General features: G+C 68.0%; 25 protein-coding genes. 20 read left to right on the forward strand and 5 right to left on the reverse strand.

The genetic code is table 11. The features are described 5' to 3' along the window. The first annotated feature begins 6 nt into the window (after window positions 1–6). The 12 genes from ACZ5ZX_RS07345 (at window position 7) to ACZ5ZX_RS07400 (ending at window position 9,901) form a co-directional block, all read left to right on the forward strand. Window positions 7–462 (forward strand): hypothetical protein, encoded by a 456-nt coding sequence (locus ACZ5ZX_RS07345; RefSeq protein ID WP_465501160.1) that lies wholly within the window; start codon window positions 7–9, stop codon window positions 460–462. 379 nt (window positions 463–841) lie between these two features. Continuing rightward, window positions 842–1,639 (forward strand): F0F1 ATP synthase subunit A, encoded by a 798-nt coding sequence (atpB, locus tag ACZ5ZX_RS07350; RefSeq protein ID WP_465501161.1) that lies wholly within the window; start codon window positions 842–844, stop codon window positions 1,637–1,639. A gap of 62 nt (window positions 1,640–1,701) precedes the next feature. Next, a complete protein-coding gene (locus ACZ5ZX_RS07355) occupies window positions 1,702–1,956 on the forward strand; it encodes an ATP synthase subunit c family protein (protein WP_005150354.1) in 255 nt (84 codons plus the stop codon). Window positions 1,957–1,989: 33 nt separating this feature from the next. Continuing rightward, window positions 1,990–2,547: a F0F1 ATP synthase subunit B gene (locus tag ACZ5ZX_RS07360; protein ID WP_037320052.1), complete on the forward strand. Its 558-nt coding sequence runs from the start codon at window positions 1,990–1,992 to the stop codon at window positions 2,545–2,547. A 6-nt stretch (window positions 2,548–2,553) separates the two neighbouring features. After that, window positions 2,554–3,375, forward strand: a complete 822-nt coding sequence (locus ACZ5ZX_RS07365; protein ID WP_465326110.1) for a F0F1 ATP synthase subunit delta — start codon at window positions 2,554–2,556, stop codon at window positions 3,373–3,375. A gap of 53 nt (window positions 3,376–3,428) precedes the next feature. Further along, window positions 3,429–5,066, forward strand: coding sequence for a F0F1 ATP synthase subunit alpha (gene atpA / locus ACZ5ZX_RS07370; protein ID WP_465501162.1), 1,638 nt, complete (start codon window positions 3,429–3,431; stop codon window positions 5,064–5,066). 11 nt (window positions 5,067–5,077) lie between these two features. Further along, window positions 5,078–6,016: a F0F1 ATP synthase subunit gamma gene (locus ACZ5ZX_RS07375; RefSeq protein ID WP_465501163.1), complete on the forward strand. Its 939-nt coding sequence runs from the start codon at window positions 5,078–5,080 to the stop codon at window positions 6,014–6,016. Continuing rightward, window positions 6,016–7,440 (forward strand): F0F1 ATP synthase subunit beta, encoded by a 1,425-nt coding sequence (gene atpD, locus ACZ5ZX_RS07380; RefSeq protein WP_044852455.1) that lies wholly within the window; start codon window positions 6,016–6,018, stop codon window positions 7,438–7,440. Before ACZ5ZX_RS07375 ends, atpD begins: the two co-directional genes overlap by 1 nt. Before the next feature lie 114 nt (window positions 7,441–7,554). After that, window positions 7,555–7,920, forward strand: a complete 366-nt coding sequence (locus ACZ5ZX_RS07385) for a F0F1 ATP synthase subunit epsilon (RefSeq protein ID WP_007028324.1) — start codon at window positions 7,555–7,557, stop codon at window positions 7,918–7,920. 25 nt (window positions 7,921–7,945) lie between these two features. After that, complete coding sequence (locus tag ACZ5ZX_RS07390) at window positions 7,946–8,380, forward strand: DUF2550 domain-containing protein (protein ID WP_044852456.1); 435 nt, start codon at window positions 7,946–7,948, stop codon at window positions 8,378–8,380. A gap of 33 nt (window positions 8,381–8,413) precedes the next feature. After that, window positions 8,414–9,649 (forward strand): 3-phosphoshikimate 1-carboxyvinyltransferase, encoded by a 1,236-nt coding sequence (gene aroA / locus ACZ5ZX_RS07395; protein ID WP_465501164.1) that lies wholly within the window; start codon window positions 8,414–8,416, stop codon window positions 9,647–9,649. A 99-nt stretch (window positions 9,650–9,748) separates the two neighbouring features. Then, the gene (locus ACZ5ZX_RS07400; RefSeq protein WP_465501165.1) at window positions 9,749–9,901 is read left to right on the forward strand and encodes a hypothetical protein; all 153 of its coding nucleotides are present in this window, start codon (window positions 9,749–9,751) and stop codon (window positions 9,899–9,901) included. A gap of 80 nt (window positions 9,902–9,981) precedes the next feature. On the opposite strand, the gene ACZ5ZX_RS07405 is transcribed toward ACZ5ZX_RS07400, so the two are convergent. Then, window positions 9,982–10,554: a cob(I)yrinic acid a,c-diamide adenosyltransferase gene (locus tag ACZ5ZX_RS07405; RefSeq protein WP_465501166.1), complete on the reverse strand. Its 573-nt coding sequence runs from the start codon at window positions 10,552–10,554 to the stop codon at window positions 9,982–9,984. 61 nt (window positions 10,555–10,615) lie between these two features. Here ACZ5ZX_RS07405 and murA point away from each other — a divergent pair, with 61 nt between their 5' ends. Further along, window positions 10,616–11,890 carry a UDP-N-acetylglucosamine 1-carboxyvinyltransferase gene (murA, locus tag ACZ5ZX_RS07410; RefSeq protein ID WP_465501167.1) on the forward strand — a complete coding sequence of 425 codons (1,275 nt, stop codon included), beginning with the start codon at window positions 10,616–10,618 and terminating at the stop codon, window positions 11,888–11,890. Between the two features lie 62 nt (window positions 11,891–11,952). Here murA and ACZ5ZX_RS07415 read toward each other — a convergent pair whose 3' ends face one another. The 3 genes from ACZ5ZX_RS07415 to ACZ5ZX_RS07425 form a co-directional block, all read right to left on the reverse strand. Beyond that, window positions 11,953–12,825, reverse strand: a complete 873-nt coding sequence (locus tag ACZ5ZX_RS07415) for a trypsin-like serine protease (protein WP_465501168.1) — start codon at window positions 12,823–12,825, stop codon at window positions 11,953–11,955. A 77-nt stretch (window positions 12,826–12,902) separates the two neighbouring features. Further along, window positions 12,903–13,565, reverse strand: a complete 663-nt coding sequence (locus tag ACZ5ZX_RS07420) for an LPXTG cell wall anchor domain-containing protein (protein ID WP_465501169.1) — start codon at window positions 13,563–13,565, stop codon at window positions 12,903–12,905. A gap of 61 nt (window positions 13,566–13,626) precedes the next feature. Next, complete coding sequence (locus ACZ5ZX_RS07425) at window positions 13,627–14,250, reverse strand: LysE family translocator (protein WP_465501170.1); 624 nt, start codon at window positions 14,248–14,250, stop codon at window positions 13,627–13,629. Window positions 14,251–14,553: 303 nt separating this feature from the next. On the opposite strand from ACZ5ZX_RS07425, the gene ACZ5ZX_RS07430 reads away from it, so the two are divergent. Then, on the forward strand, window positions 14,554–15,108 hold the full coding sequence (locus ACZ5ZX_RS07430) for a hypothetical protein (protein ID WP_465501171.1): 555 nt from the start codon (window positions 14,554–14,556) through the stop codon (window positions 15,106–15,108). Window positions 15,109–15,154: 46 nt separating this feature from the next. Here ACZ5ZX_RS07430 and ACZ5ZX_RS07435 read toward each other — a convergent pair whose 3' ends face one another. Next, complete coding sequence (locus tag ACZ5ZX_RS07435) at window positions 15,155–15,682, reverse strand: hypothetical protein (protein ID WP_465501172.1); 528 nt, start codon at window positions 15,680–15,682, stop codon at window positions 15,155–15,157. 149 nt (window positions 15,683–15,831) lie between these two features. Here ACZ5ZX_RS07435 and ACZ5ZX_RS07440 point away from each other — a divergent pair, with 149 nt between their 5' ends. The 6 genes from ACZ5ZX_RS07440 to ehuA all read left to right on the forward strand — a co-directional run bounded on the left by ACZ5ZX_RS07440 (window position 15,832) and on the right by ehuA (window position 23,850). Continuing rightward, window positions 15,832–18,723, forward strand: coding sequence for an AfsR/SARP family transcriptional regulator (locus tag ACZ5ZX_RS07440; protein WP_465501173.1), 2,892 nt, complete (start codon window positions 15,832–15,834; stop codon window positions 18,721–18,723). After that, window positions 18,723–20,702, forward strand: a complete 1,980-nt coding sequence (locus ACZ5ZX_RS07445) for a protein meaA (protein WP_465501623.1) — start codon at window positions 18,723–18,725, stop codon at window positions 20,700–20,702. Before ACZ5ZX_RS07440 ends, ACZ5ZX_RS07445 begins: the two co-directional genes overlap by 1 nt. A 117-nt stretch (window positions 20,703–20,819) precedes the next feature. Then, on the forward strand, window positions 20,820–21,713 hold the full coding sequence (ehuB, locus tag ACZ5ZX_RS07450; RefSeq protein ID WP_465501174.1) for an ectoine/hydroxyectoine ABC transporter substrate-binding protein EhuB: 894 nt from the start codon (window positions 20,820–20,822) through the stop codon (window positions 21,711–21,713). 13 nt (window positions 21,714–21,726) lie between these two features. Continuing rightward, window positions 21,727–22,422, forward strand: a complete 696-nt coding sequence (gene ehuC / locus ACZ5ZX_RS07455) for an ectoine/hydroxyectoine ABC transporter permease subunit EhuC (RefSeq protein WP_465501175.1) — start codon at window positions 21,727–21,729, stop codon at window positions 22,420–22,422. After that, window positions 22,422–23,078, forward strand: coding sequence for an ectoine/hydroxyectoine ABC transporter permease subunit EhuD (gene ehuD / locus ACZ5ZX_RS07460; RefSeq protein ID WP_465501176.1), 657 nt, complete (start codon window positions 22,422–22,424; stop codon window positions 23,076–23,078). The genes ehuC and ehuD overlap by 1 nt, the downstream gene beginning before the upstream one ends. Before the next feature lie 7 nt (window positions 23,079–23,085). Then, window positions 23,086–23,850 (forward strand): ectoine/hydroxyectoine ABC transporter ATP-binding protein EhuA, encoded by a 765-nt coding sequence (gene ehuA / locus ACZ5ZX_RS07465; protein WP_465501624.1) that lies wholly within the window; start codon window positions 23,086–23,088, stop codon window positions 23,848–23,850. Window positions 23,851–23,951: the final 101 nt, after the last annotated feature.

Consider the following 23,951-nt stretch of genomic DNA (forward strand, 5'->3'; position numbering starts at 1 on the left):
CTTTCTGTGAGCGAGACCGAAAAGACCGTCGAGGCGGAGGAGAACCCCCACGCCAAGGTGGTTCTGCAGGCGGCCAACGCGATGATGAAGGCGTCCCTGATGCTGGTTCCGCCCGCGGTGCTCGTCTGCGTCGTGGTCTTCACCATCCTCAATGGACTTCCCGGGCTGCTCGGCTCGGTCATCGGTGGGGTGCTGTCGATCGTGTCCGCGCTCGCGACGCTGGGCCTCATGCGCTTCAGCGCGGGGATGGACCCGATGTTCGTCATGGTGATCGCTCTCGGTGGTTACGTGCTCAAGATCGTCCTGCTTTTCGGCGCGCTGAGCCTGCTTCGCGGAGTGGCCTCGATCCAGCCGATGGCGCTGGGCGTCACCATGATCGTCGCGATTCTCGTGGCCGCCGCCGTGGAGTTCGCGGCGTTCCGCAAGACCAAGATCCCGACGATCATCCCCGCTTCCCGCTGATCGCGGGACCCAGGTCCTGACCTGGGACGGGACCTAGGTCCTCGGCCGATCGGGGGCAATGTAGTACGCCTGTACGGCCCGGGTGAACCTGCTGATATGGTCCGCGTATGGGCGGCGGCCTCGGCTGCCGGCTCCCGATGACGAACCCCGAACAGCAGTGTGGCGACGGTGTTGAATCGTCCCCTCGTACCCGCTGGTAGGCGTCTGTCTCCCGGGAGCACTGCATCGAGAATCCTCGTGTGCGGAACGTGAAACCGTGTTCAGCACATCGTGGGGTGGCCGCCTCCGACGGCCCGATACGTGTCGGGTACGTTAAGTCCAGATCGTGACGATTCCCCCGGCGGAGTGAACGCCGGCCGGGAGAACCGGAAGGAGCCCAGTGGGCGCGCTGGTACTAGCCGAGGGTGCGGAGTTCGCGCCGCCTGGTGTCAAAGACTTCAACCTGCCGCCGTTGTTCGGTTCCGGCTATTGGTTGAGCTTCACCAAGCCGATGCTGCTGGTGGTCATCTCCCTGATCATCATCGTCACCTACTTCATGGTGTCTTCGCGCAAGTTGAAGATCGTCCCAGGCAAGGGACAGTTCATCGCCGAATCGATTTACAACTTCGGCCGCAACAACATCGCGCGTGAGCAGATCGGTTCGGCCGACTTCAAGCCGTTCATCCCGCTGATCCTGGGGCTGTTCAGCTTCGTGCTGGTGAACAACCTCTTCGGGATCATTCCGTTCTTCCAGTTCCCCACCATGGCGCGAATCGGCTTCCCGGTCGCTCTCGCGTTCCTTGTCGTTTACCCGGTGTACCACTACGTCGGGTTCAAGCGCCACGGTTTCAAGGGTTACCTGAAGAAAGAACTGGCGCCGGCCGGTATTCCCGGGTTCGTTCTGCCGCTGTACTCCACCATCGAGTTCGCGCAGAAGTTCTTCATCGCCCCCGCCACCCTGGCCATCCGGGTGTTCGCGGCGATGTTCGCCGGTCACCTCATCATCATGGTCTTCACACTCGGTGGCAGCTTCCTGCTGACCGAGGGCGAAGGTCTCGTGAAGGTCGCGTCGCCGGTGGCATTCCTCTTCGCCATCGCGATGACCTTCCTGGAGGCATTCATCCAGGTCCTGCAGGCATTCATCTTCGCACTGCTGTCCGCAGGGTACATCGGCGCCGCGCTGGCGTCGGAGCACTGAGAGAACACCAAAAGCCCCCGATCCGCGTGAGTCGCGCGGACCGAGTTTGAAGGGAAACGCACGTGAGCAACATCGTTCTTGCGCAGCAGGCTGCCGAGGCCGTCAGCATCAACAAGGGTCTCGCCGCCATCGGTTACGGCCTCGGCGCGATCGGCCCCGGTATCGGTGTGGGTCTCATCTTCGCCGCCGTCATCAACGGCACCGCCCGTCAGCCGGAGGCCCAGGGCAAGCTGCAGAGCATCGCCTTCTCGACCTTCGTTCTGACCGAGGTTCTGGCGCTGATCGGTATCGTCATCTACTTCCTCGCCTCCGCCTAAGGCTGAGTTCCGCTCATCGCTTAAGGAGACGTTGTGCTGAAGACCGAATTGGTGTTGGCCTCCGAAGAGGTGCCCAACCCGATCGTGCCGCACGTTCCCGAGCTCATCCTCGGGTTCATCGCCTTCCTTCTGCTGCTGTTCGTTCTGAAGAAGTACGTCGTTCCGCGTTTCGAGGCGACCTACGAAGAGCGGACGAAGCTGATCGAGGGTGGCATCGAGCGGGCCGAGAAGGCACAGGCCGAAGCCGAAGAAAACCTTGCGCAGTACAAGGCGCAGCTGGCGGAAGCCCGTTCCGAGGCCGCGAAGATCCGCGACGACGCCCGGCTCGAAGCCGAGCAGATCAAGGCGGAGCTGCGGGCCGAGGCCGAAGCCGAGTCCCAGCGCATCGTCGCCCAGGGGCAGGCTCAGCTGCAGGCCCAGAAGGCGCAGATCATCGCCGAACTGCGCGCCGAACTCGGCCGTAACTCCGTCGAGCTGGCCAGCCGCATCGTCGGCGAGTCGCTCGCGGACGACGCGCGCCGTCACGGCACCGTGGACCGGTTCCTTGCCGAGCTGGAGACCGCGGGCGCCTCCAACGGAGCGGGAAAGTAGACCAGAATGACGCTGCATGCTGCGAGCCGTGAAGCGCTCGACCTCGCCGAGAATCGTCTCGGCGAGGTACTGGCCGCCGCGGGTACGGACCCGGCGACGGTCGGCGACGAGCTGCTTTCGGTCGTCGCCCTGCTGGACCGGGAGATCGGCCTGCGCCGGGCCGTCGCCGACGGTTCGGCGACGCCCGAAGCCCGGATCGGCCTCGCTCGCGGGATCCTCGCGGGCAAGGTTTCCGAACCGGCCCTGCAGGTGCTCGACTCCGTGGCTGGCAGCCGCTGGTCGAGCCCGCGCGAACTGACCGACGGGCTCGAGGCCCTCGGCCGCTCGGCGCTGCTCACCAGTGCGGAGAAGTCCGGGAACATCGACGCTGTCGAAGACCAGCTGTTCCGGGTCACTCGTATCGTTGCGGGTGCGCCGGAGCTCGAACAGGCGCTGTCCGACCTGACCGCTCCCGCCGAGGCGAAGCGGACCCTCGTCCGCACCCTGTTCGCCGACAAGGTGGACGTGGTCACCGAGACCCTCGTCGAGCAGGTCGTCCTGCGCGCCAAGGGCCGCGGGGTCGCCAACGCCCTCGAGCGGCTGGTCCAGCTGGCCGCGGAACGCCGTCAGCGCTCGGTCGCCCAGGTGACCAGCGCCAGCGCGCTGTCCGAAGAGCAGCACGCTCGGCTGAGCGAGAAGCTCAACGCCCTTTACGGGCGGCAGCTCGCGCTGCATGTCGAGGTCGACCCGTCACTGGGCGGCGGACTCGTCGTCCGCGTCGGCGACGAGGTCATCGACGGCAGCACCGCGGGGCGTATCGACGCCCTGCGTCGCCGGCTGGCCGGCTGACCCACAACAACGACTTTGCACACTGGCACGAACGAAGCGAGAGCGGGATTGAAATGGCGGAGCTGACGATCTCCTCGGATGAGATCCGTAGCGCGATCGAGAACTACGTCTCGAGTTACGCCCCGGACGTGAGCCGGGAAGAAGTTGGCGTCGTCATCGACGCCGGTGACGGCATCGCCCACGTAGAGGGCCTTCCCTCGGCGATGGCCAACGAGCTGCTCGAGTTCCCCGGCGGGGTCCTCGGGGTGGCGCTGAACCTGGACGCGCGCTCCATCGGTGCCGCGATCCTCGGTGACTTCGAGACCGTCGTCGAAGGCCAGCAGGTCAAGCGGACCGGTCAGGTCCTCTCGGTTCCGGTCGGCGAGGGCTACCTCGGCCGCGTCGTGAACCCGCTGGGCGCCCCGATCGACGGCCTCGGCGAGATCGAGACCTCCGGCCGTCGTCCGCTGGAGGTCAAGGCCGCTTCGGTGGTCGAGCGCCAGCCGGTGTCGGAGCCGCTGCAGACCGGTATCACCGCGATCGACGCGATGACCCCGATCGGCCGTGGCCAGCGTCAGCTGATCATCGGTGACCGCAAGACCGGTAAGACGGCCGTCGCGGTGGACACGATCATCAACCAGAAGGCCAACTGGGACTCCGGCGACCCGAAGAAGCAGGTTCGCTGCATCTACGTCGCGGTCGGCCAGAAGGGCTCCACGATCGCCGCGGTGAAGAAGTCCCTCGAGGACGCCGGCGCGATGGAGTACACCACCATCGTCGCGGCCCCCGCGTCGGACTCCGCCGGCTTCAAGTGGATCGCGCCGTACACCGGTTCGGCCATCGGCCAGCACTGGATGTACGAGGGCAAGCACGTCCTCATCGTGTTCGACGACCTGACCAAGCAGGCCGACGCCTACCGCGCGATCTCGCTGCTGCTGCGTCGCCCGCCGGGCCGTGAAGCCTTCCCCGGCGACGTCTTCTACTTGCACTCCCGTCTCCTCGAGCGTTGCGCGAAGCTCTCGGACGAGCTGGGCGCGGGCTCGCTGACCGGTCTCCCGATCATCGAGACCAAGGCGAACGACGTGTCGGCCTACATCCCGACCAACGTCATCTCGATCACCGACGGTCAGTGCTTCTTCCAGTCGGACCTCTTCAACGCCGGTCAGCGCCCGGCCATCGACGTGGGTATCTCGGTTTCCCGCGTGGGTGGTGCCGCGCAGGTGAAGGCGATGAAGGACGTTTCGGGTTCGCTCCGTATCGACCTGTCGCAGTACCGCGAGCTGGAGGCCTTCGCGGCCTTCGCTTCGGACCTCGACGACGCGTCGAAGGCGCAGCTCGAGCGTGGAGCGCGGCTGTACGAGGTGCTCAAGCAGCCGCAGTACTCGCCGATCCCGGTCGAGGAGCAGGTCGTCACCGTGTACCTCGGTACCAACGGCCACTTCGACACGGTCCCGACCGAGGACGTGCGCCGCTTCCGCGACGAGTTCGTCGACTCCGCGCGCCGTAAGCACGGCGAGCTGCTCAAGGACATCCGCGAATCGGGCAAGTTCTCCAAGGAGACCGCTTCCGGGCTGGTCGACGCGGTGAACGAGTTCAAGAAGGAGTTCACCACCTCCGAGGGCAAGAGCCTGGTCGAGGTCTCCGACGCGATGGACGCCGAGAAGGTCGGGCAGGAGACCGTCAAGGTCAACAAGCCCGCACCGAAGAAGTGAGCTGGTAGCTCATGGCCGCACAACTCCGAGAACTCCGGTCGCGTATCAAGGCGACCAAGTCCATCGGCAAGATCACCAAGGCGATGGAGCTCATCGCCACCGCGCGCATCACCAAGGCGCGGGCGAAGGTCGCGGCGTCGCGGCCCTACGCGGACGAGATCACCAATGTGCTCTCCGCGCTGGCCAGCGCCTCGGCGAACCTCGACCACCCGCTTCTGGTCGAGCGCCCCAACCCGAAGCGCGCGGCGGTCCTCGTGATCACCAGCGACAAGGGTCAGTGCGGTGGGTACAACTCCAACGTGCTGAAGGCGACCGAGGAGCTCCTCACGCTGCTGCGTGAGCAGGGCAAGGAGCCGGTGCTGTACGTGACCGGCAACAAGGGCCTGAGCTACTACCGGTTCCGTGGCCGCGAGGTGACCGAAGGCTGGACGGGCTTCTCCGACCAGCCGGGTTACGTCAACGCCGCGGAGGCCGGTGAGCTCATCGTCGAGTCGTTCCTGAACGGCGCCGACGACGAGGCGGGCAACGCCGACGGCATCCTGGGTGTCGACGAGATCCACGTCGTCTACACCGAGTTCGTCTCGATGCTGACCCAGCGTCCGACAGCCAAGCGTGTCGCGCCGCTCGAGGTCGAGTACGTCGAGGGCGAAGAGGAGAAGCCGGAAAGCCTGCTCCCGAGCTACGAGTTCGAGCCCAGTGCCGAGAAGCTGCTCGCCGCGTTGCTGCCGAAGTACATCAACACGCGGATCTTCGCGGCGATGCTCGAGTCGGCGGCGTCCGAACTCGCGGCCCGCCGTACCGCGATGAAGGCGGCGTCGGACAACGCGAACGAACTGGTGAACACGCTGACGCGGGAGGCGAACCAGGCCCGCCAGGCGCAGATCACCCAGGAGATCTCCGAAATCGTCGGTGGAGCGAACGCTCTCACCGCAGCAGGAAGTGATGACTGATGACCAGTACTGAAGCCCGTGCCAAGGGGCGCATCGTCTCGGTGACCGGCCCGGTCGTCGACGTCGAATTCCCGCGCGGTTCCGTTCCCGACCAGTTCAACGCGCTCAAGGTCGAAATCGAGTTCGAGCAGCTCCGCAAGACGGTGACGCTCGAGGTCGCCAGCCACCTCGGTGACAACCTCGTCCGCACCATCTCGCTCCAGCCGCAGGACGGCCTCGTCCGTGGCGCCGAGGTCACCGACACCGGCGGCCCCATCACGGTCCCGGTCGGCGACAAGGTCAAGGGCCACGTCTACAACGCGCTCGGCGAGTGCCTCGACGAGCCCGGCTACGGCGACGACCTCGAGCGCTGGGGCATCCACCGCAACCCGCCCGCCTTCGACCAGCTCGAAGGCAAGACCAAGATGCTGGAGACCGGCCTCAAGGTCGTCGACCTGCTGACCCCGTACGTCGAGGGTGGCAAGATCGGCCTGTTCGGCGGTGCCGGCGTCGGCAAGACGGTGCTCATCAAGGAGATGATCACCCGTGTCGCCCGGAACTTCGGTGGTACCTCGGTGTTCGCCGGTGTCGGCGAGCGCACCCGTGAGGGCAACGACCTCTTCCTGGAGATGTCCGAGGACGGCGTCATCAACGACACCGCCCTCGTCTTCGGCCAGATGGACGAGCCGCCGGGCACCCGTATGCGGGTCGCGCTGTCCGCGCTGACCATGGCGGAGTACTTCCGCGATGTGCAGAACCAGGACGTGCTGCTCTTCATCGACAACATCTTCCGGTTCACCCAGGCCGGTTCCGAGGTGTCGACCCTGCTGGGCCGTATGCCTTCGGCCGTGGGTTACCAGCCGACGCTGGCCGACGAGATGGGTCAGCTCCAGGAGCGGATCACCTCGACCCGTGGTCGTTCGATCACCTCGATGCAGGCGATCTACGTCCCCGCGGACGACTACACCGACCCGGCCCCGGCGACGACGTTCGCCCACCTGGACGCCACCACGGAGCTTTCGCGTGGCGTGTTCCAGAAGGGCATCTTCCCGGCGGTGGACCCGCTGGCGTCGACGTCGACCATCCTCGACCCGGCCATCGTCGGTGAGGACCACTACCGCGTGGCCTCCGAGGTCATCCGGATCCTGCAGAAGTACAAGGAGCTGCAGGACATCATCGCGATCCTCGGTATGGACGAGCTCTCGGAAGAGGACAAGCTCACCGTTCAGCGCGCGCGCCGCATCGAGCGGTTCCTGTCGCAGAACATGCTGGTCGCCGAGGCGTTCACGCAGATCCCGGGCTCGACGGTGCCGCTGGCGGAGACCATCGAGTCGTTCGACCGCATCACCAAGGGCGACTTCGACCACTACCCGGAGCAGGCGTTCCTGGGTATCGGTGGCCTCGAAGACCTCGAGAAGAAGTACAAGGAAATCACCAAGAAGTGATGTTCCGATGAGCGGCGGGATCAGTGTCTACTGTGGACGCTGGTCCCGCCGTTCGCATAGTTGGAACTTTGACTATTAGACTCGGTGGCAGCACCTGAGGTGAAGGGAAGCTACGTGGCTGAGATTTCTGTCGAGCTGGTAGCCGTCGAGCGCCGTCTCTGGTCCGGTACCGCCACGTTCGTGGTGGCGCAGACCACCGAGGGCGAGATCGGCATCATGGCCGGTCACGAGCCTGTGCTCGGGCAGCTCGTCGAGGGTGGCGTCGTCAAGGTGACGACCACGGACGGCGAGACCGTGACCGCCGCGGTGCACGGCGGTTTCCTGTCGGTCACCGCGACCGGCGTGAGCATCCTCGCCGAGAGCGCGGAGCTTTCGCACGAGATCGACGTCGATGCGGCCAAGAAGGCGCTGAGCGGCGAAGACGAGCAAGAGCGGGCTCGGGCGACCGCCCAGCTCCGCGCGGCCGGTCAGTCAGTCTGACCGGGCGAAGGACAGGGGCCGGGCCGTGGAAATCGCCGTGGGTGTTCTCGGGGCCCTGACCATCCTGGCCGTGCTCGCGGCCTGGTATTCGTTGCGATGGGTCCGGATGCGCCGCGGTGGCGGCGTGAGCGTCGCGCTGCGGTGGCGTCCGGACGAGGCGCGGTCCAGCTGGCATCTGGGGCTGGGCCGCTACGAGGGTGAGCAGTTCGTCTGGTTCCGGGTCTGGAGCCTGCGGACCGGCCCGGATCGCGTGTTCGAGCGTGTGAGCATGGAGATCGCGGACCGGCGCGACCCGTCCGGCACGGAGGCGTACGCCGTCCCCGAAGGTTCGATCGTCCTGCGGTGTGAGTCCGCCACGCAGGAGGCGATCGAGATCGCGATGGGCCCCGGCGCCCTCACCGGCTTCCTCTCCTGGCTGGAGTCGGCCCCGCCAGGACGTCGGCTTCCGCGCGCTTCCTGAATCGGTTACGCCGCGACGTCGTATGCTCGCGGCGTGACCATCGTCGACATCCCCGGTTCGAAGTCGATCACCGCCCGAGGGTTGTTCCTCGCGGCCGCCGCGCACGGCACGACAATACTGAGCAAGCCGCTGCGCTCGGACGACTCCGAGGGCTTCGCCGAGGGCCTGGTCAAGCTCGGCTACCAGATCACCCGTTCCGATGGTGAGTGGACCATCGAGGGCCGTCCCGAAGGTCCCGCCGTCGACAGCGCAGACGTCTTCTGCCGCGACGGCGCCACCACCGCGCGGTTCCTTCCGGCGCTGGCCGCCGCCGGCCACGGGACCTTCCGGTTCGACGCGTCCGAGCAGATGCGCGCCCGGCCGCTGGGGCCGCTCACCGACGCGCTGCTCGAACTGGGCGTCGACCTCACCTTCGAAGGCTCGCCAGGGCACCACCCGCTGGTGGTGCGGGCCGCCGGGATCAAGGGCGGGGAACTCACGCTGGACGCGGGCCTGTCGTCACAGTTCCTGACCGCGTTGCTGCTGGTCGGCCCGCTGACCGCCGAGGGACTGCGGATCACCGTCACCGACCTCGTCTCGGTGCCCTACGTCGAGATCACCATCGCGATGATGCGCCGCTTCGGTGTCGAGGTCGTCCGGGACGGCGACACGTTCGTCGTGCCGCCCACGCCGTACCGGGGCTGCCGCTACGAGATCGAGCCCGACGCTTCGACGTCGAGCTACTTCTTCGCCGCCGCCGCGCTGACCGGGCGGTCCGTGACGATCCCGGGGCTGGGCGCGGGCGCGCTGCAAGGGGATCTTCAGTTCGTCGAGGTCCTGCGGAAGATGGGCGCGGACGTCGAGGTGGGCTCGGACGCGGTCACCGTGACCGGAACGGGTGGGCTGCGCGGGGTCACGGTGAACATGCGCGACATCTCCGACACCGTGCCGACGCTCGCGGCCATCGCGCCGTTCGCGGACGGGCCGGTGCGGATCGAGGACGTCTACAACACGCGGATCAAGGAATGCGACCGGCTGGCCGCCTGCGAGGAGAACCTCCGCGCGATGGGCATCACGGTCGAAACGGGGCGGGATTGGATCGAGATCCAGCCGGGTGTGCCGACGGGGGCGCAGGTGAAGTGCCGGCGGGATCACCGGATCGCGATGGCGTTCAGCGTCACGGGGCTGCGTACGCCCGGGATCACGTTGGACGATCCGGGTTGCGTGAAGAAGACGTTCCCCGGCTTCCATGACGCCCTCGCCGCCCTCCGGGCCTCCTGGGGTCTGTGACCCTTCTGCTCGCATCCAGCCCGCTGAATGCGAGCAGTTGAGGGCATCCACCGGCATTTCTACCGGGCTCCCGACGTGATCCACGTCTATTCTCGGCTCATGACCCAGAGCGAGGACACGAACCGCTGGAGCCACCTTCCTGAGCACGTGTCCCTTGAGGACACCATCACGATGAAGGCCGTCGACCCCGGCAAGGACGGGACGCCGGATGTCGACCTGACGCGTCACTGGGCAGCTCAAGAACAGGGCTGAACGTGAGCTGAAGGACGCTTTCCCCGCATCGGATGCGGGGAAAGCGTCCTTCACCGCGTCTTACGCGAGGAAAGCGTCCTTCAGCTCGCGCCGCCGGGCCGCCACAGGATGTCGCCGTCCGGGTTCGCCAGCCGCGACAGGATGAACAGCAGGTCCGAGAGCCGGTTCAGGTACTTGATCGCCAGCTGGTTCGTCGTGGCCTGCTCGGCCTCGTACAGCGCCCAGCCGGAGCGCTCGGCCCGGCGCGTGACCGTGCGGGCCTGATGCAGGAAGGCCGCACCCGGGGTCCCGCCCGGCAGGATGAACGACGTCAGCTTCGGCACGCGCTCGTTGAACTCGTCGCACCAGCCTTCGAGCCGCTCGATGTACCGCTCGGTGATGCGCAGCGGTTCGTACGGCGGGTTCTCCACGATCGGCGCGCACAGATCCGCGCCGACGTCGAAGAGATCGTTCTGCACCCCGCGCAGGACGTCGGCGATCTCGGCCGGCAGACCGCCCATCGCTAGTGCGAGCCCGATGACGGAGTTGGCTTCGTCGACATCGGCGTAGGCGGCCAGCCGCGGCGACGTCTTCGGCACTCGCGAGCCGTCGCCGAGCGCCGTGGTGCCGTTGTCGCCGACCTTCGTGTACACGCGGTTGATGCGAACGACCATGAAACCGACTCTACCGGCCCGGCGTAAGGCAAATCGGGACGAGAGGGCATGATTGGCGCCCATGAGTGAGCACTTCGACGTGCACGGCGGAGCACGGCTGGTCGGCGAGGTCGACGTGGTCGGGGCGAAGAACAGTGTCCTGAAATTGATGGCCGCGGCCCTGCTGGCCGAGGGCACCACCACCATCACGAACTGCCCCCAGATCCTGGACGTCCCGCTGATGGGCGACGTCCTCCGCAGTGTGGGTTGCGACGTCGTCATCGACGGCGACACCGCGAAGATCACCACCCCCGCCGAGCTGTCGCACCGCGCCGATTCGGCCGCGATGGGCAAGCTGCGCGCGTCCGTCTGCGTGCTGGGCCCCTTGGTCGGCAGGCTCAAGCAGGCCGTCGTGGCGCTGCCGGGCGGCGACGCGATCGGTTCGCGGCCGCTCGACATGCACCAGAACGGTCTCCGCAAGCTGGGCGCCACGAGCACCATCGAGCACGGCTGCGTCGTGGCGAAGGCCGACGGCCTGCGCGGCGCGCAGATCTGGCTGGACTTCCCGAGTGTCGGCGCCACCGAGAACATCTTGATGGCCGCCGTCCTCGCCGAGGGCACCACGGTCATCGACAACGCCGCGCGCGAGCCCGAAATCGTCGACATCTGCACGATGCTCACCGAAATGGGCGCGAAGATCGAAGGCGCGGGCACCTCGACCCTCACCGTCGAAGGCGTCGAGAAGCTGAACCCGACCGAGCACCGGGTGATCGGCGACCGGATCGTCGGCGCGACCTGGGCGTTCGCCGCCGCGATGACCCGGGGCGACCTGACCGTCCGCGGCGTCAACCCGCACCACCTCGACCTGGTCCTCGACAAGCTCCGCCTGGCGGGTGCCGAGGTCGAGACGTTCGACGGCAAGGGCTTCCGGATCGTCCAGCCCGAGCGGCCGAAGGCGGTCGACTGGGTGACGCTGCCGTACCCCGGTTTCGCGACCGACCTGCAGCCGTTCGCGGTGGCGCTCTCGGCGGTGGCCGACGGGACGTCGATGATCACCGAGAACATCTACGAAGCGCGGTTCCGCTTCATCGAGGAGATGATGCGCCTCTCCGGCGACGCGCGCACCGACGGCCACCACGCCGTCGTCCGTGGCGTCGAACGGCTTTCCAGCGCGCCGGTGTGGGCGTCGGACATCCGGGCGGGCGCCGGGCTGGTGCTCGCCGGGCTGTGCGCGGACGGCGTCACCGAGGTCTGGGACGTCTTCCACATCGACCGCGGGTACCCGCATTTCGTGGAGAACCTGAACCGGCTGGGTGCCCGCATCGAGCGCGTGGCGGGGGAACCCGAGCGCGCCTGACGTTTGCGCGTGAAGGCCCCCTTCCCTCGGCTCAGCCGAGGGAAGGGGGCCTTCACGCGCGATCAGGGCAGGGCGACGAACGCGGCGAGGAAGTCGCGGGAAGTCGGCGAGTCCAGCCGGTAGGTGACGTTGGTGGCGTAGCAGGGCCCGTCACCGGTGATGGTCGTCGACACGAGGACGCGCTGACCGCCGATGGTGGCGAAGTTCGGCCCGCCGGAGTCGCCGTAGCAGGCGCCGCCGTTGCCCTGGGGCGCCGTCATCGCGAGCCGCACCCACGTGTTGTTCAGCGCGTCGAAGGTGACGGGCGCCTTCATGCGGACGCCACCGCCCGGGTGAGTGTGGCCGCCCGGGCCGTTCACGGCCTCCTGCGTGCCGTAGCCCGCGACCACGAACGGCGTCGAGTTCAGTCCCTGCGGGCCGAGCTCGTCGAGCTGACCGGCGCTCGGCAGCTTGGCCGGGGTGAATCGCCACCGTGCGGCGACCTGCTTGGCGGGCAGCTGGACGACGGCGATGTCGTGCGAATCGGCGGAGTTGCCCGGGTAGCCGGGCTCGCTGTGCGCGACACCCTCCACGGCGACGGCCTTGGCGATCGCGGCCGGGTCGCCGGGGTACTTCTTCGCGGCCGCGTCGAGACCCGCTTGCACGTCTTGGTCGAGGGAGACGAAGAACCGCACGTTGGCAGGCCAGTCGGTGGTGCAGTGCGCGGCGGTGAGGAACGTGTCGGCGTCGACCATCGTGCCGGAGCACACCCAGTCGACCCGGTCGGGTGTCGCCGGGTTGTCGTCGTTGTCCCAGGTGGCGACGAGCGCGCCGACTTCGGTGCGTTCCGGCGCCGGGGTGGCGTTGTAGGAGTTGATGGCGGGCGCGGCGGTGGCGCCGCCCAGTAGCAGGGCGGCGGCCAGCGCCGCGACGGTGGCGGCGGGGGTGAACCTCACGAACGGCCTCCTCGGCTCGGTGCTCTGGAGACGGGATTCAACGTGGTGGAGGCGCGAAAGTCATCCGCCGAAAGTAGTCACGCGTTCCGGCGCCGCCGGGTTCCCGCGAACACCGCGGCACCGCCCGCGGTCAGCAATCCCAGCCCGGTCAGCAGCGCGGGTTCGACCTCGAAACCGGTCTTGGCCAGCGAAGACGTGCTCGCGACGGCGACGTCGGCGCGGGGTGCGGCAGCCGCCGCGGGGGCCGCCGCCGTCGCGACAGCGGGAACGGCGACCGCGGCCCGGGGTCCTTCGGGTGGGTGAGTTCCGCCCGGCGGATTCGTGGCGGGCGGTGTCCGGTCCGGTACGCAGGCGGTATGCGCCGGGTTGCCGCGCCCGACACCGTGGTTGCGGTCGCATTCGTAGCCGGCGTTGGCGTCCGAGCCGTCGGGCAGCTGTCCGCGCGGGTTCTTGTTGTCCGCCTTGCCGACGCAGCCCGCGCAGGGTTTCCCGGCCGCTTCGCCACCGCCGTCGCCGTTGGCGGACGGCGATCCGTCCCGCGTGGAGTCGTACGGCCCGTGCTTGTTCGCGCCGTGGCCGGAGAAGTCCGCTTTGGACGGTGGTTGGGGTGCGGTGGTGTCCTGAGCGTGGCCGGGCGGAGTGCCGTGGTTGCCGTGCTCGACGGCGTCGGCCGCGCCGGCACCGAAAAGAACGAGGGAGAAGGCGGCTCCGGCGATTACGCCGTAGGTCTTCTTGGTCATCGAAGCCTCCCTAAGTCGCGCCATTGCGACATATGGAGTATCGCGTGAACGACCGTAGGGGTTACTCGAGCACGAGCGCGGCGCCGAAACCGACCAGCGCGGTGCCGGTGACGCCGTCGAGCGCGCGGCGGACCTTGCGGCGTTCCAGCCAGGTCCGCACGCGGTGCACGAAGAGCAGCAGCACCATCAGCCAGATGAAGCCCAGCACCGCGACGGTGTAGGCGAGCAGCAGCGCGTGCCACGCGGATGTCGTCGCGGGGTCGAGGAACTGCGGGAGCACCGACAGGTACAGGACGAGGACCTTCGGATTGGTGATGTTGGAGAGGAAACCTTCGCGGAAGCGGCGGAACCCGCTCGCCCGTTGGTGTTTCACCGCGTCGACGCCGGAGTAGTCACCCCGCCACGCGCCGCGCAGCGCTTGGAAACCGAGGAAGACCAGGTAGGCGGCACCGAGCCACTTCAGCGTCACGAACACCGGCTGCGACTGCGCGATCACGACCCCGAGGCCGAGCGCGGCGGCGGTGCCCTGGGTCGCGTTGGCCACGAAGATCCCGGCCGTGGCGAGGAAACCGCCGCGGCTGCCGCCGGACAGTGAGTTCTTGAGCATCACCATCGTGTCCGGGCCGGGAGCGAGGACGATCAGGATGACGATGACCAGATAGCTGCTGTACGAACTCCACGTCACAGTGGCCCACGCTAGCCGCCGGACGCGGGCGGGTCTCGCGGATTTCGGTCACAGTGCCAGGGCAAAGTCCACAAGGGACATCGCCGGGCGAGTCAGTGTCCAATTGATGCCGTTATGCACGATTCTGCGAGGGGTCGTGAGACTCCCTCGTGAAAACGCGCAACTCGCCCAAAGCGGGCACGTCTGTCTCGAAAAGTGTCCCTTATGGAGAGTCAGATCCGCCCCGGTAGGTCCGTTCGGCCCGGAAGGGAACCGACGAACGGACACTGTCACCCGTGCGAGTCACGGGTAGTGTGCCTTGGCATGCATGAGGGGCAGATCGACCTCCTTCCGGGCGAACGGGTCATCTGGGCCGGCCACCCGGTACGCAGGCCCCTCTTCAACCCCGGCGACTACTTCAACGTCCCGTTCGGCCTGCTCTGGCTGGGCGGGGTCACCGCGTTCTTCTTCTACCACCACGAAACGGCGTTCCACATGATCGCCTGGTTCGTGCTCACCGTCGCGGGTGTCTTCCATCTCGCCGGCAGGCCGCTCATCCGCTACCTCCGGCTCGCCTCGACCACCTACGCCGTGACGGACGGCCGGGTCATCGCGACCAGTTCCCTGGTGCGCCGCAAGGACGAGTCCGCGCCGCTGGCGGAGCTGGACGACCCCGTCGTCACCCCCGGCCCCGGCAAGACCGGGACGATCACGTTCGGCAGGCTCGGCGTACTGGCGTGGGCGTCGGCGAACTACGGCACCGGCCACGGCAAGGACCGGAAGGCCCCGGTCATCCTGGTGGGGGTCAGCGAGGTCGGCAAGGTCCGCGAGAAGCTGGCGAAGGCCGTCGAAGAGGCACGGCACAGCCGAAATCCGTAGAAGAACCCGGGACGGTCACGAGGTGACCGTCCCGGGCGCCGGAGGCTCAGGGCCAGTTGCCGGTGATGCGGTTGGAGACGAAGGTCGCGCTGACGGTGTTGGTGTCGGTGTCGATCAGCGTGACCACGGCGCGGAGCTCGTCCTGGCCGCTGTCCTCGTTGAGCGCGTTACCGGTCACGACGGTGTCGAAGTCGCCGCTGAGGCCGAAACCGGCGCTCGCTCCCAGCGCGGTCAGCGGGACGTTGAAGAGGAATTCGGCGAGGTTGCCGCTGTCGTCACCGCGGATCGTCACGATGAACGGGTCACCGGGATCGTCGACGTACTCCTGTGCCTCCTGCAGGCTCATGTGCACATCGATACCGACGTGGACGGCGAAGAGCCCGTTGTCGAGCCGGTTGATCGCGAAGCACAGGTTGCTGTTCGCCGCTCCCGTGCAGGTCTGCACGGCCGACGCCGGCCCCGCCGTCAGACCGGCGGCGCCGAAGATCGCCACGACGGCGATCAGGGCCTGCAGCAGACGGCGTTTGACGTGGACGCGCGGCCGGACGCCCTCGGTGGCCAGTTCGCGGCTCATGGCTTTCTCCTCAAGATCTTCATCGGCTTCCTTCGGTTCGCGATGTGGCGTTGGTGTTCTCGCTCCGAAGGGTGACCGCGGCCGCCTACGGTTCGTTTATGGTCCGGTTACCGCGTAATGAGGCCGGGCGCCGGATCGATTAACCATCGGTGCCGGATGTGAGGGGACTGGCCTTCCGGGTGCTCGGCCCGCTGGAGGTCGAGACGGGCGGGCGGCTGCTGGAGGTGGGCGGCCCCCGGCTGCGGGCGCTGCTGGCTCTGCTGGTGGCGGACGCCGGCCGGGTGGTGAGCCTGCCCGCGCTGGTCGAGGGCCTCTGGGGGCTTCGGGCGCCGCCGGACGCCGACCGGACGGCGCGGGTGTACGTGTCGCTGCTGCGCAAAGCGCTGCGGCAGGCCGCCGGTGACCGGCCGGATCAGGAGCTGATCGTGACCCGCCGTCCGGGGTACGTGCTGCTGCTGGAGCCGGACGCGGTCGACGCGGTCCGGTTCGAACGGCTCGCCGCGGCCGGGCGGCGGTCGTTGGCCGCGGGGGAGCCCACTGTCGCGATGGAGCGGTTGACCGCGGCGCTGGGGCTGTGGCGGGGCGACGCCTACGGTGAATTCGTCGACACCCCCGCGCTGAGGGCCGAGGCCGGGCGGTTGGAGCAGGTCCGCGTTTCCCTTGTGGCGGACCGGATCGAGGCCGGTCTCGCCGTCGGCGAAGGGGAGCGGATGGTCGCCGAGCTGGACCGGCTGACCGGCCGCCATCCTGGGCACGAACGGTTGTGGGGCCTGTTGATGACGGCCCTTTACCAGGCGGGACGGCAGGCTGACGCGCTCACCGCGTATCGCCGCGCTCGGGCCGCGCTCGTCAAGAACTCCGGCGTGGAACCGACTCCGGCACTCACCGCCATCCACCGGCGGATCCTCGGCCACGACCCCCGGCTGCTCGCCCCCGCTCCCGTCCGCGGCGGTCCGCCTGCCCGCCCGGCCCAGCTGCCCCCGGCGGTGCCGGGCTTCACCGGCCGCGCGGCCGAACTGTCCACTTTGGACGCGGTGCTGGCGAGGGGAGAGGTGGCCGTCTCCGCCGTGTCCGGGACGGCGGGAGCGGGGAAGACCACGCTGACCGTGCATTGGGCACACCGGGTGGCTGCCCGGTTCCCGGACGGGCAGTTGTACGTCGACCTGCGCGGATTCGATCCGGCAGGTGCGGCGCTGGACCCGGCCGACGTGCTGCGGGGCTTCCTGGACGCCCTCGGCGTGCCGATGGCGCGGCTCCCCGCCGATCGCGACGCGCTGACCGGCCTGTACCGCAGTGTCCTGGCGGGTAAGCGGGTCTTGGTGGTGCTGGACAACGCCGGAGACGTCGAACAGGTCCGGCCGTTGCTGCCCGGCTCCCCCGGTTGCCTGGTGTTGGTGACCAGCCGCCACCAGCTCACGCCGCTGATCGCCGTCGAAGGCGCCCACTCACTGGCGCTGGACCTGCTGTCCCCGGCCGAGGCGAGGGAGCTGCTGATCCGGCGGCTCGGACCGGACCGGGTGGCGGCCGAACCCGCCGCGGTGGCGGCGATCATCGCCGGATGTGCGGGCTTGCCGTTGGCACTGGCCGTCGTCGCCGCACGGGCCGCCCTTCGCCCCGGCTTCCGGCTCGCCACGGTGGCCGCCCAGCTGGACGACGTCACCTGTGTGCTGGACGCGCTCCACGGCGGTGACGGCACCACCGACGTCCGTGCCGTGTTCTCCTGGTCTTACCGGGCGTTGAGCACCGGAGCCGCCCGGCTGTTCCGCCTGCTGGGCCTGCATCCCGGACGGGACATCGGGACGGCGGCCGCGGCCAGCCTCGCCGGTATCCCGCTCCCGGCGGTGCGAGCGCGGCTGAGCGAGCTGACACGGGCCAACCTGCTCACCGAACACGCGCCGGGCCGGTACACCTTCCACGATCTGCTGCGGGCCTACGCCGCCGAACAGGCCAGGACCCACGGCGGCGACGGGACGGCCCGGCGCCGGTCGCTCGACCACTATCTGCACACCGCCCATGCCGCGGCCCTGCTGCTCCAGCCGCACCGTGCCCATCCGATCACGGTGCCCCCGCCCGCGCCGGGAGTCACCGTCGCGCCGCTCACCGATCTCCGGCAGGCGCTGACCTGGTTCACCCTCGAACGTCCCACGCTGCTGGCCGTCATCGAAGCGGCGGCAGCCTCGGAATCGGACGCGTACACCTACCAGCTGGCCTGGACATTGGCGACCTTTCTCGAACGGCGCGGGCATTGGCACGACTTGGCCGCCACCCAGCGCTCCGCCGTGGAGGCCGCGCGCCGCCTGGCCGACCGGCCCGCCGAAGCCCACGCTCACGACAGCCTCGCCGGCGCCTATGTCCGGTTGGGCCGGTTCGCCGATGCCCACACGCAGCTGCGGTTCGCCCTGGTCCTGTTCGGCGGGCTCGGGGACCGCGTCGGCCGGGCCCATACCCATCTCGACTTCGGCTGGATGTTCGAACGGCAGGGCCGCCACGCCGAGGCACGCGACCACGCCGTGCTGGCTCTGGAGCTGTTCCGGGCCGACGGACACCAGGACGGGGAGGCCAGGGCGCTCAACCAGATCGGCTGGTGCCACGCCCAGCTCGACGACCACCGGCAGGCCATCACCTGGTGCCGGCAGGCCCTCGCCCTGCATCAGGCGCTCGGCGACCGTTCCGGCGAGGCCCACACCTGGGACAGCCTCGGCCACGCCCATCACCATCTCGGCGACCGGCAGGAGGCCATCACCTGCTACCGGCACGCGATCGACCTGTTCCGTCGGCTGGGTGACCGCTACAACGAAGCCGGGACGCTCACGCATTTCGGCGATGCCCACCAGGCCGCCGGGGACTCGGGCGCCGCCAACGCCGCCTGGCAGCACGCGTTCGCCATCCTCCGCGAGCTCGATCATCCCGAGAATGACCCGACTGTGTCCGGTTCAACTGCGCGGCCGATGTTACCGGCCGGTACACTCGGTGGGTCGTCCAGCGCCGGAGGTGCACCGTGCCCTATCCCACGGACCGTGAACGGGACCGACCCTGGGTGATGCGGACCTACGCCGGTCACTCGTCCGCGGCCGCGTCCAACGAGCTTTACCGACGCAATCTCGCCAAGGGGCAGACGGGTCTCTCGGTCGCCTTCGATCTGCCGACGCAGACCGGCTACGACCCTGACCACCAGCTCTCCAAGGGTGAGGTCGGCAAGGTCGGCGTCCCGGTTTCGCATCTCGGGGACATGCGCCGCCTCTTCGACGGCATCCCGCTCGCCGAGGCCAACACGTCGATGACGATCAACGCGCCCGCCATGTGGCTGCTGGCGCTCTACGTCTCCGTGGCGCGCGAGCAGGCCGAAGCCGAGGGACGCGACGTCGACGAAGTGCTGGCCAAGCTCACCGGCACCACGCAGAACGACATCATCAAGGAATACCTCTCCCGCGGCACCTACATCTTCCCGCCGGGGCCGAGCCTCCGCCTGATCACCGACATGATCGCGTGGACGGTGCACCACGTGCCGAAATGGAACCCGATCAACATCTGCAGCTACCACCTGCAGGAAGCCGGTGCGACGCCGACACAAGAGGTCGCGTACGCGCTGTGCACGGCCATCGCCGTCCTCGACGCCGTCCGGGATTCCGGCCAGGTCGAGCAGGCCGACATGGCCAAGGTGGTCGCGCGGATCTCCTTCTTCGTCAACGCCGGGGTGCGGTTCGTCGAAGAGATGTCCAAGATGCGGGCGTTCACCGCGCTCTGGGACGAGATCACCCGTGATCGTTACGGCGTAACGGATCCGAAGGCGCGGCGGCTGCGCTACGGCGTCCAGGTCAACTCGCTGGGGCTCACGGAGGCTCAGCCGGAGAACAACGTCCAGCGCATCGTGCTGGAAATGCTCGCGGTCTCGCTTTCCCGCGGCGCCAGGGCTCGCGCGATCCAGCTGCCGGCGTGGAACGAGGCGCTCGGCCTGCCCCGGCCGTGGGATCAGCAGTGGGCGTTGCGGATGCAGCAGGTGCTGGCGTTCGAAACCGACCTGCTGGAGTACGAGGACATCTTCGACGGCTCGCACGTCATCCAGGCCAAGGTCGACGAGATCATGGCGGGTGCGCGTGAGGAGATCGCGCGGGTGCAGGATCTCGGCGGCGCCGTCGCGGCCGTCGAGAGCGGCTACATGAAGTCGCAACTCGTCGCCTCGCTCGCCGAATACCGGCGCGGTATGGAGAACGGCGAGCGGATCCTGGTCGGGGTCAACAAATTCGACACCACGGAGCCGTCGCCGCTGCAAGCCGAAGGTGCCAAGGCGATCGAAACGATCGACCCCGCCGTCGAGAAGCAGGCCGTCAGCGCGATCGAGGAATGGCGGGCGCACCGCGACAACGCGGCCGTCGAGTCTTCGCTGGAGAAGCTGAAGGCCATCGCGAAGACCTCGGAGAACCTGTTCGAGGCCACGATCGACTGTGCCCGCGCCGGTGTCACCACCGGTGAATGGTCGGGGGCGCTGCGCGAGGTCTTCGGCGAATACCGCGCTCCCACCGGGGTTTCCGCCTCCGCGGCGGCGGGCGAGGGCAACGAGGAGCTCCGCCGCGTGCGCGACCGGGTCAAGGCCACGAGCACCGAGATCGGGGAGCGGCTGCGGATCCTGGTCGGCAAACCCGGTCTCGACGGGCATTCCAACGGCGCCGAGCAGGTGGCCGTGCGGGCGCGCGACGTCGGTTTCGAGGTGGTGTACCAAGGAATCCGGCTCACCCCGGACCAGATCGTCGCGGCCGCCGTCCAGGAGGGCGTGCACGTGGTCGGGCTTTCGGTGCTCTCCGGTTCGCATCTCGAGGTCGTGCCGCAGGTCGTGGACGGGCTGCGGGCCGCCGGCGCGGGCGACATCCCGGTCATCGTCGGCGGCATCATCCCGCCCGACGACGAGAAGCTCCTTCTGGAGCGCGGGATCGCGCGGGTCTTCACGCCCAAGGACTACGAACTCACCGACATCATGGACGGAATTGTCGGATTGGTGCGGCAGCGCCACGGTCTGAGCACCTAAAGTCACCGTAAATCTCGGTACCGTAACGGCAGGTGGTGAGTAAGCCGCTCACACTGCCCGGACAAAGGTACCCACCTACGTTTCGATTAAACCGATTAATCGAAAAGAGGTGCCGCTATGGTGCACGGCGAGTGGTCGAGGCGGGAGTTCTTCCGGCGGTCCGCGGTTCTGGGGGCGGTGACGATCGGCGGTCCGGTGCTGTTGTCCGCCTGCACGTCGACGTCTTCCGGGGACGCGCTGCAAGCGGCCAAGGACGCGAAAAAGATCAAGATCGGAATCGCGAACGAAGCGCCTTACGGCTTCACGGACCAGAGCGGCAAGGTCACCGGCGAGGCACCCGAAGTCGCCCGAGCCGTCTTCAAGGCCATGGGCATCGACACCGTGGAAGCCGAAGCGGTCTCCTTCGACCAGCTGATCCCCGCGCTCAACGCCAGGAAGTACGACTTGGTCGCGGCCGGGATGAACATCAAGAAGGAGCGGTGCGACGCCGCGGCGTTCTCGATCCCCGACTACTCGGCGTTGACCGCTTTGCTGGTACCCAAGGGAAATCCGCGGCAGGTGCTGAAGTTCGAGGACATCGCGGCCAAGAAGGTCAAGGTCGCCGTGCTCTCGGCGGCCGTGGAGAAGGGTTACGCCACCGACTCCGGTGTCGCCGAGGACCAGATCGTCACCCTCGATTCGCAGGACAACATGCTCCGCGCGGTCACCGACGGCCGCGTGTACTGCGCCGCGCTCACCGACATCTCTCTCAAGGACGTCCTGGCCAAAAGCCCGGGCGCCGCGGCGGAGGTGACCCCGGGCTTCGACCCGGTCAAGGACGGCAAGCCGGTCGTCTCCGCCGGTGCCTTCGTCTTCCGCAAGGACGACAACCCGCTGCGTGAGGCGTTCAACGCCGAACTCAAGAAACTGCACGACAGCGGCGAATGGACCAAGATCGTGACGCCGTTCGGTTTCTCGGCGGACAACCTGCCGAAGGCCGACGTCACCACAGAGAAACTCTGCGCGGTGTAACGGGGCTGACGTCATGTCGTCGTCGGTATCGCACATCGTCACCACCGTCCTCAGTGGACTGACCGCGACCGTCGCCGCCGCACTCGGCGGGATCGCGCTCACCGTGGTGCTCTCCCTGGTCGCCGGGCTCGCGCTGAGATCGCCGTCCCGGACGGTGCGGGGGATTTCCCGCGGCTACGTGGAGATCTTCCGTGGCACCTCGGAAGTCGTCCAATTGTTCTGGCTGTACTTCGTCCTTCCGGTACTGGTCGGCCTGCAGCTCGTCCCGATGTTCGCGGGGATCCTGGTGCTGGGGCTCAACCACGGGGCCTACGGCGCGGAGATCGTCCGAGGCGCGGTGAACTCGGTCCCGCGCGCGCAGTTCGAAGGCGCCATCGCGCTCAACCTGACCCCAGCTCAGCGGATGCGGCGGGTGATCCTGCCGCAGGCGTTCGCGGAAATGCTGCCACCGTTCACCAATCTCTTCATCCAGTTGCTGAAGAGCACAGCCCTGCTGTCGTTCATCGGTGTCCCGGAGATGGCGCGCCAAGGTGAACTGCTGCGGCCGGTGTTCAGTGCCGAGATCGGCTGGATCTACGGCACCGAACTCGTGCTCTACCTCCTGCTCGCGCTCATGATCACGAGCGGGATGCGGCTGCTGGAACGGACCGCGGCGCGGCGGCTCGGGCGGGCTCCGGCCAAGATGACGGCCACCGCGGGAGGTGTGTGATGGACTGGAGCTGGGAAGCGGCGTTCGACTCGATTCCGCTGCTGCTGGAAGGGCTTCTCGTCACCGTCGAGATCACCCTGCTCGCCTCCGTCGTCGCGTACGCGCTCGGGCTGGTGTTCGCGCTGATCCGCCGGGCCGGGATTCCCGTGCTGGCACCGGCGGTCCGGCTGTTCATCGAGTTCGTCCGCAGCACTCCGTTGCTGATCCAGGTGTTCGCGATCTTCTATGTCGTGCCACCGCTGACGGGGTTCACGATGTCGCCGTTCGTCACCGGTGTGGTGGCGCTCGGCGTGCATTACGCGACCTACGCCGCCGAGGTCTACCGTGCCGGGATCGAAGCCGTCCCGAAAGGACAGTGGGAGGCCGCGACCGCGCTGAATCTGCCGAGGTCACGGGTGTGGACCGCGGTCGTCCTGCCGCAAGCGGTCCCGCGGGTGCTGCCCGCGCTCGGCAACTACACGATCTCGATGTTCAAGGAAACCCCGTTGCTGCTGGCGATCGGCGTCGTCGACGTCCTGGCGAAGGCGAAGGAGGTCGGTGCCGACACGTTCCGCGTCATCGAGCCCTACACCCTGGCCGGGGTGCTGTTCCTGCTGGTGAGCCTGCCGGCTTCGATTCTGGTGAGAAGGTTGGAGCGACGTGCCGCCCACAGTTGATTCCCCGATGATCCGGTTCTCTCAGGTGGTCAAGTCCTACGGCGATCATGTGGTGCTACGGGACCTGGATTTCACCGTCGCGCCAGGGGAGTTCGTCTCGCTGATCGGGCCGAGCGGATCCGGCAAGACGACGATCCTTCGGCTGCTGATGACACTGGAGAAGGTCGACGGCGGCACCATCGAGGTCTGCGGCGACTACCTCAGTCACCGGAAACGCGGCGAGAAACTGGTGCCCGCCGACGAGAAGTACCTGCGGGCCGTGCGCAAGCGGATCGGCATGGTGTTCCAGCAGTTCAACCTGTTCCCCAACATGAACGTGTTGCGCAACATCACCGAGGCGCCGATCCACTCGCTCGGCCTTTCCCGGGACGAGGCCGAAGCGCGAGCCGTCGAACTGCTGGAGATGGTGGGCCTTTCGGACAAGAAGGACGCCCATCCCACGCGGCTTTCCGGCGGCCAGCAGCAACGCGTCGCGATCGCCCGCGCGCTCGCGATGCGGCCGGACGTGCTGCTGCTGGACGAGGTGACCTCCGCGCTGGACCCCGAACTCGTCGCGGACGTGCTGCGCGTGCTGCGCGAGATCGCGGCGTCGACCGACATCACGATCCTTTGTGTCACCCACGAAATGCAGTTCGCGCGGGACGTTTCGGACCGGGTGATGATGTTCGACCAGGGGCAGGTCCTGGAGGACGCCACGCCGGAGAAGTTGTTCAACGATCCCGATCACGATCGGACGCGGCGGTTCCTCAAGGCCGTGATCGACCGGGCGTGAGGTCGGCCGCGGGAGACCGGGCGTGAGGTCGGCCGCGGGAGAGCGTCGGTACAGCGGGTCGTGGGTGGGGGTTTTGGGGGTTTAACCCCAAACCCCCAAAC

Source organism: Amycolatopsis sp. NPDC033938 (genome assembly GCF_055575975.1).

Coding starts and splice junctions, on each gene's coding strand:
- ehuD (WP_465501176.1), top strand. CDS start 22,422: ATGGACTGGAGCTGGGAAGCGGCGTTCGACTCGATTCCGCTGCTGCTG.
- ACZ5ZX_RS07400 (WP_465501165.1), top strand. CDS start 9,749: ATGACCCAGAGCGAGGACACGAACCGCTGGAGCCACCTTCCTGAGCAC.
- ehuB (WP_465501174.1), top strand. CDS start 20,820: ATGGTGCACGGCGAGTGGTCGAGGCGGGAGTTCTTCCGGCGGTCCGCG.
- ACZ5ZX_RS07435 (WP_465501172.1), bottom strand. CDS start 15,682: ATGAGCCGCGAACTGGCCACCGAGGGCGTCCGGCCGCGCGTCCACGTC.
- ACZ5ZX_RS07420 (WP_465501169.1), bottom strand. CDS start 13,565: ATGACCAAGAAGACCTACGGCGTAATCGCCGGAGCCGCCTTCTCCCTC.
- ACZ5ZX_RS07445 (WP_465501623.1), top strand. CDS start 18,723: ATGCGGACCTACGCCGGTCACTCGTCCGCGGCCGCGTCCAACGAGCTT.
- ACZ5ZX_RS07375 (WP_465501163.1), top strand. CDS start 5,078: ATGGCCGCACAACTCCGAGAACTCCGGTCGCGTATCAAGGCGACCAAG.
- atpD (WP_044852455.1), top strand. CDS start 6,016: ATGACCAGTACTGAAGCCCGTGCCAAGGGGCGCATCGTCTCGGTGACC.
- murA (WP_465501167.1), top strand. CDS start 10,616: ATGAGTGAGCACTTCGACGTGCACGGCGGAGCACGGCTGGTCGGCGAG.
- atpA (WP_465501162.1), top strand. CDS start 3,429: ATGGCGGAGCTGACGATCTCCTCGGATGAGATCCGTAGCGCGATCGAG.
- ehuC (WP_465501175.1), top strand. CDS start 21,727: ATGTCGTCGTCGGTATCGCACATCGTCACCACCGTCCTCAGTGGACTG.
- ehuA (WP_465501624.1), top strand. CDS start 23,086: ATGATCCGGTTCTCTCAGGTGGTCAAGTCCTACGGCGATCATGTGGTG.
- ACZ5ZX_RS07365 (WP_465326110.1), top strand. CDS start 2,554: ATGACGCTGCATGCTGCGAGCCGTGAAGCGCTCGACCTCGCCGAGAAT.
- ACZ5ZX_RS07430 (WP_465501171.1), top strand. CDS start 14,554: ATGCATGAGGGGCAGATCGACCTCCTTCCGGGCGAACGGGTCATCTGG.
- ACZ5ZX_RS07405 (WP_465501166.1), bottom strand. CDS start 10,554: ATGGTCGTTCGCATCAACCGCGTGTACACGAAGGTCGGCGACAACGGC.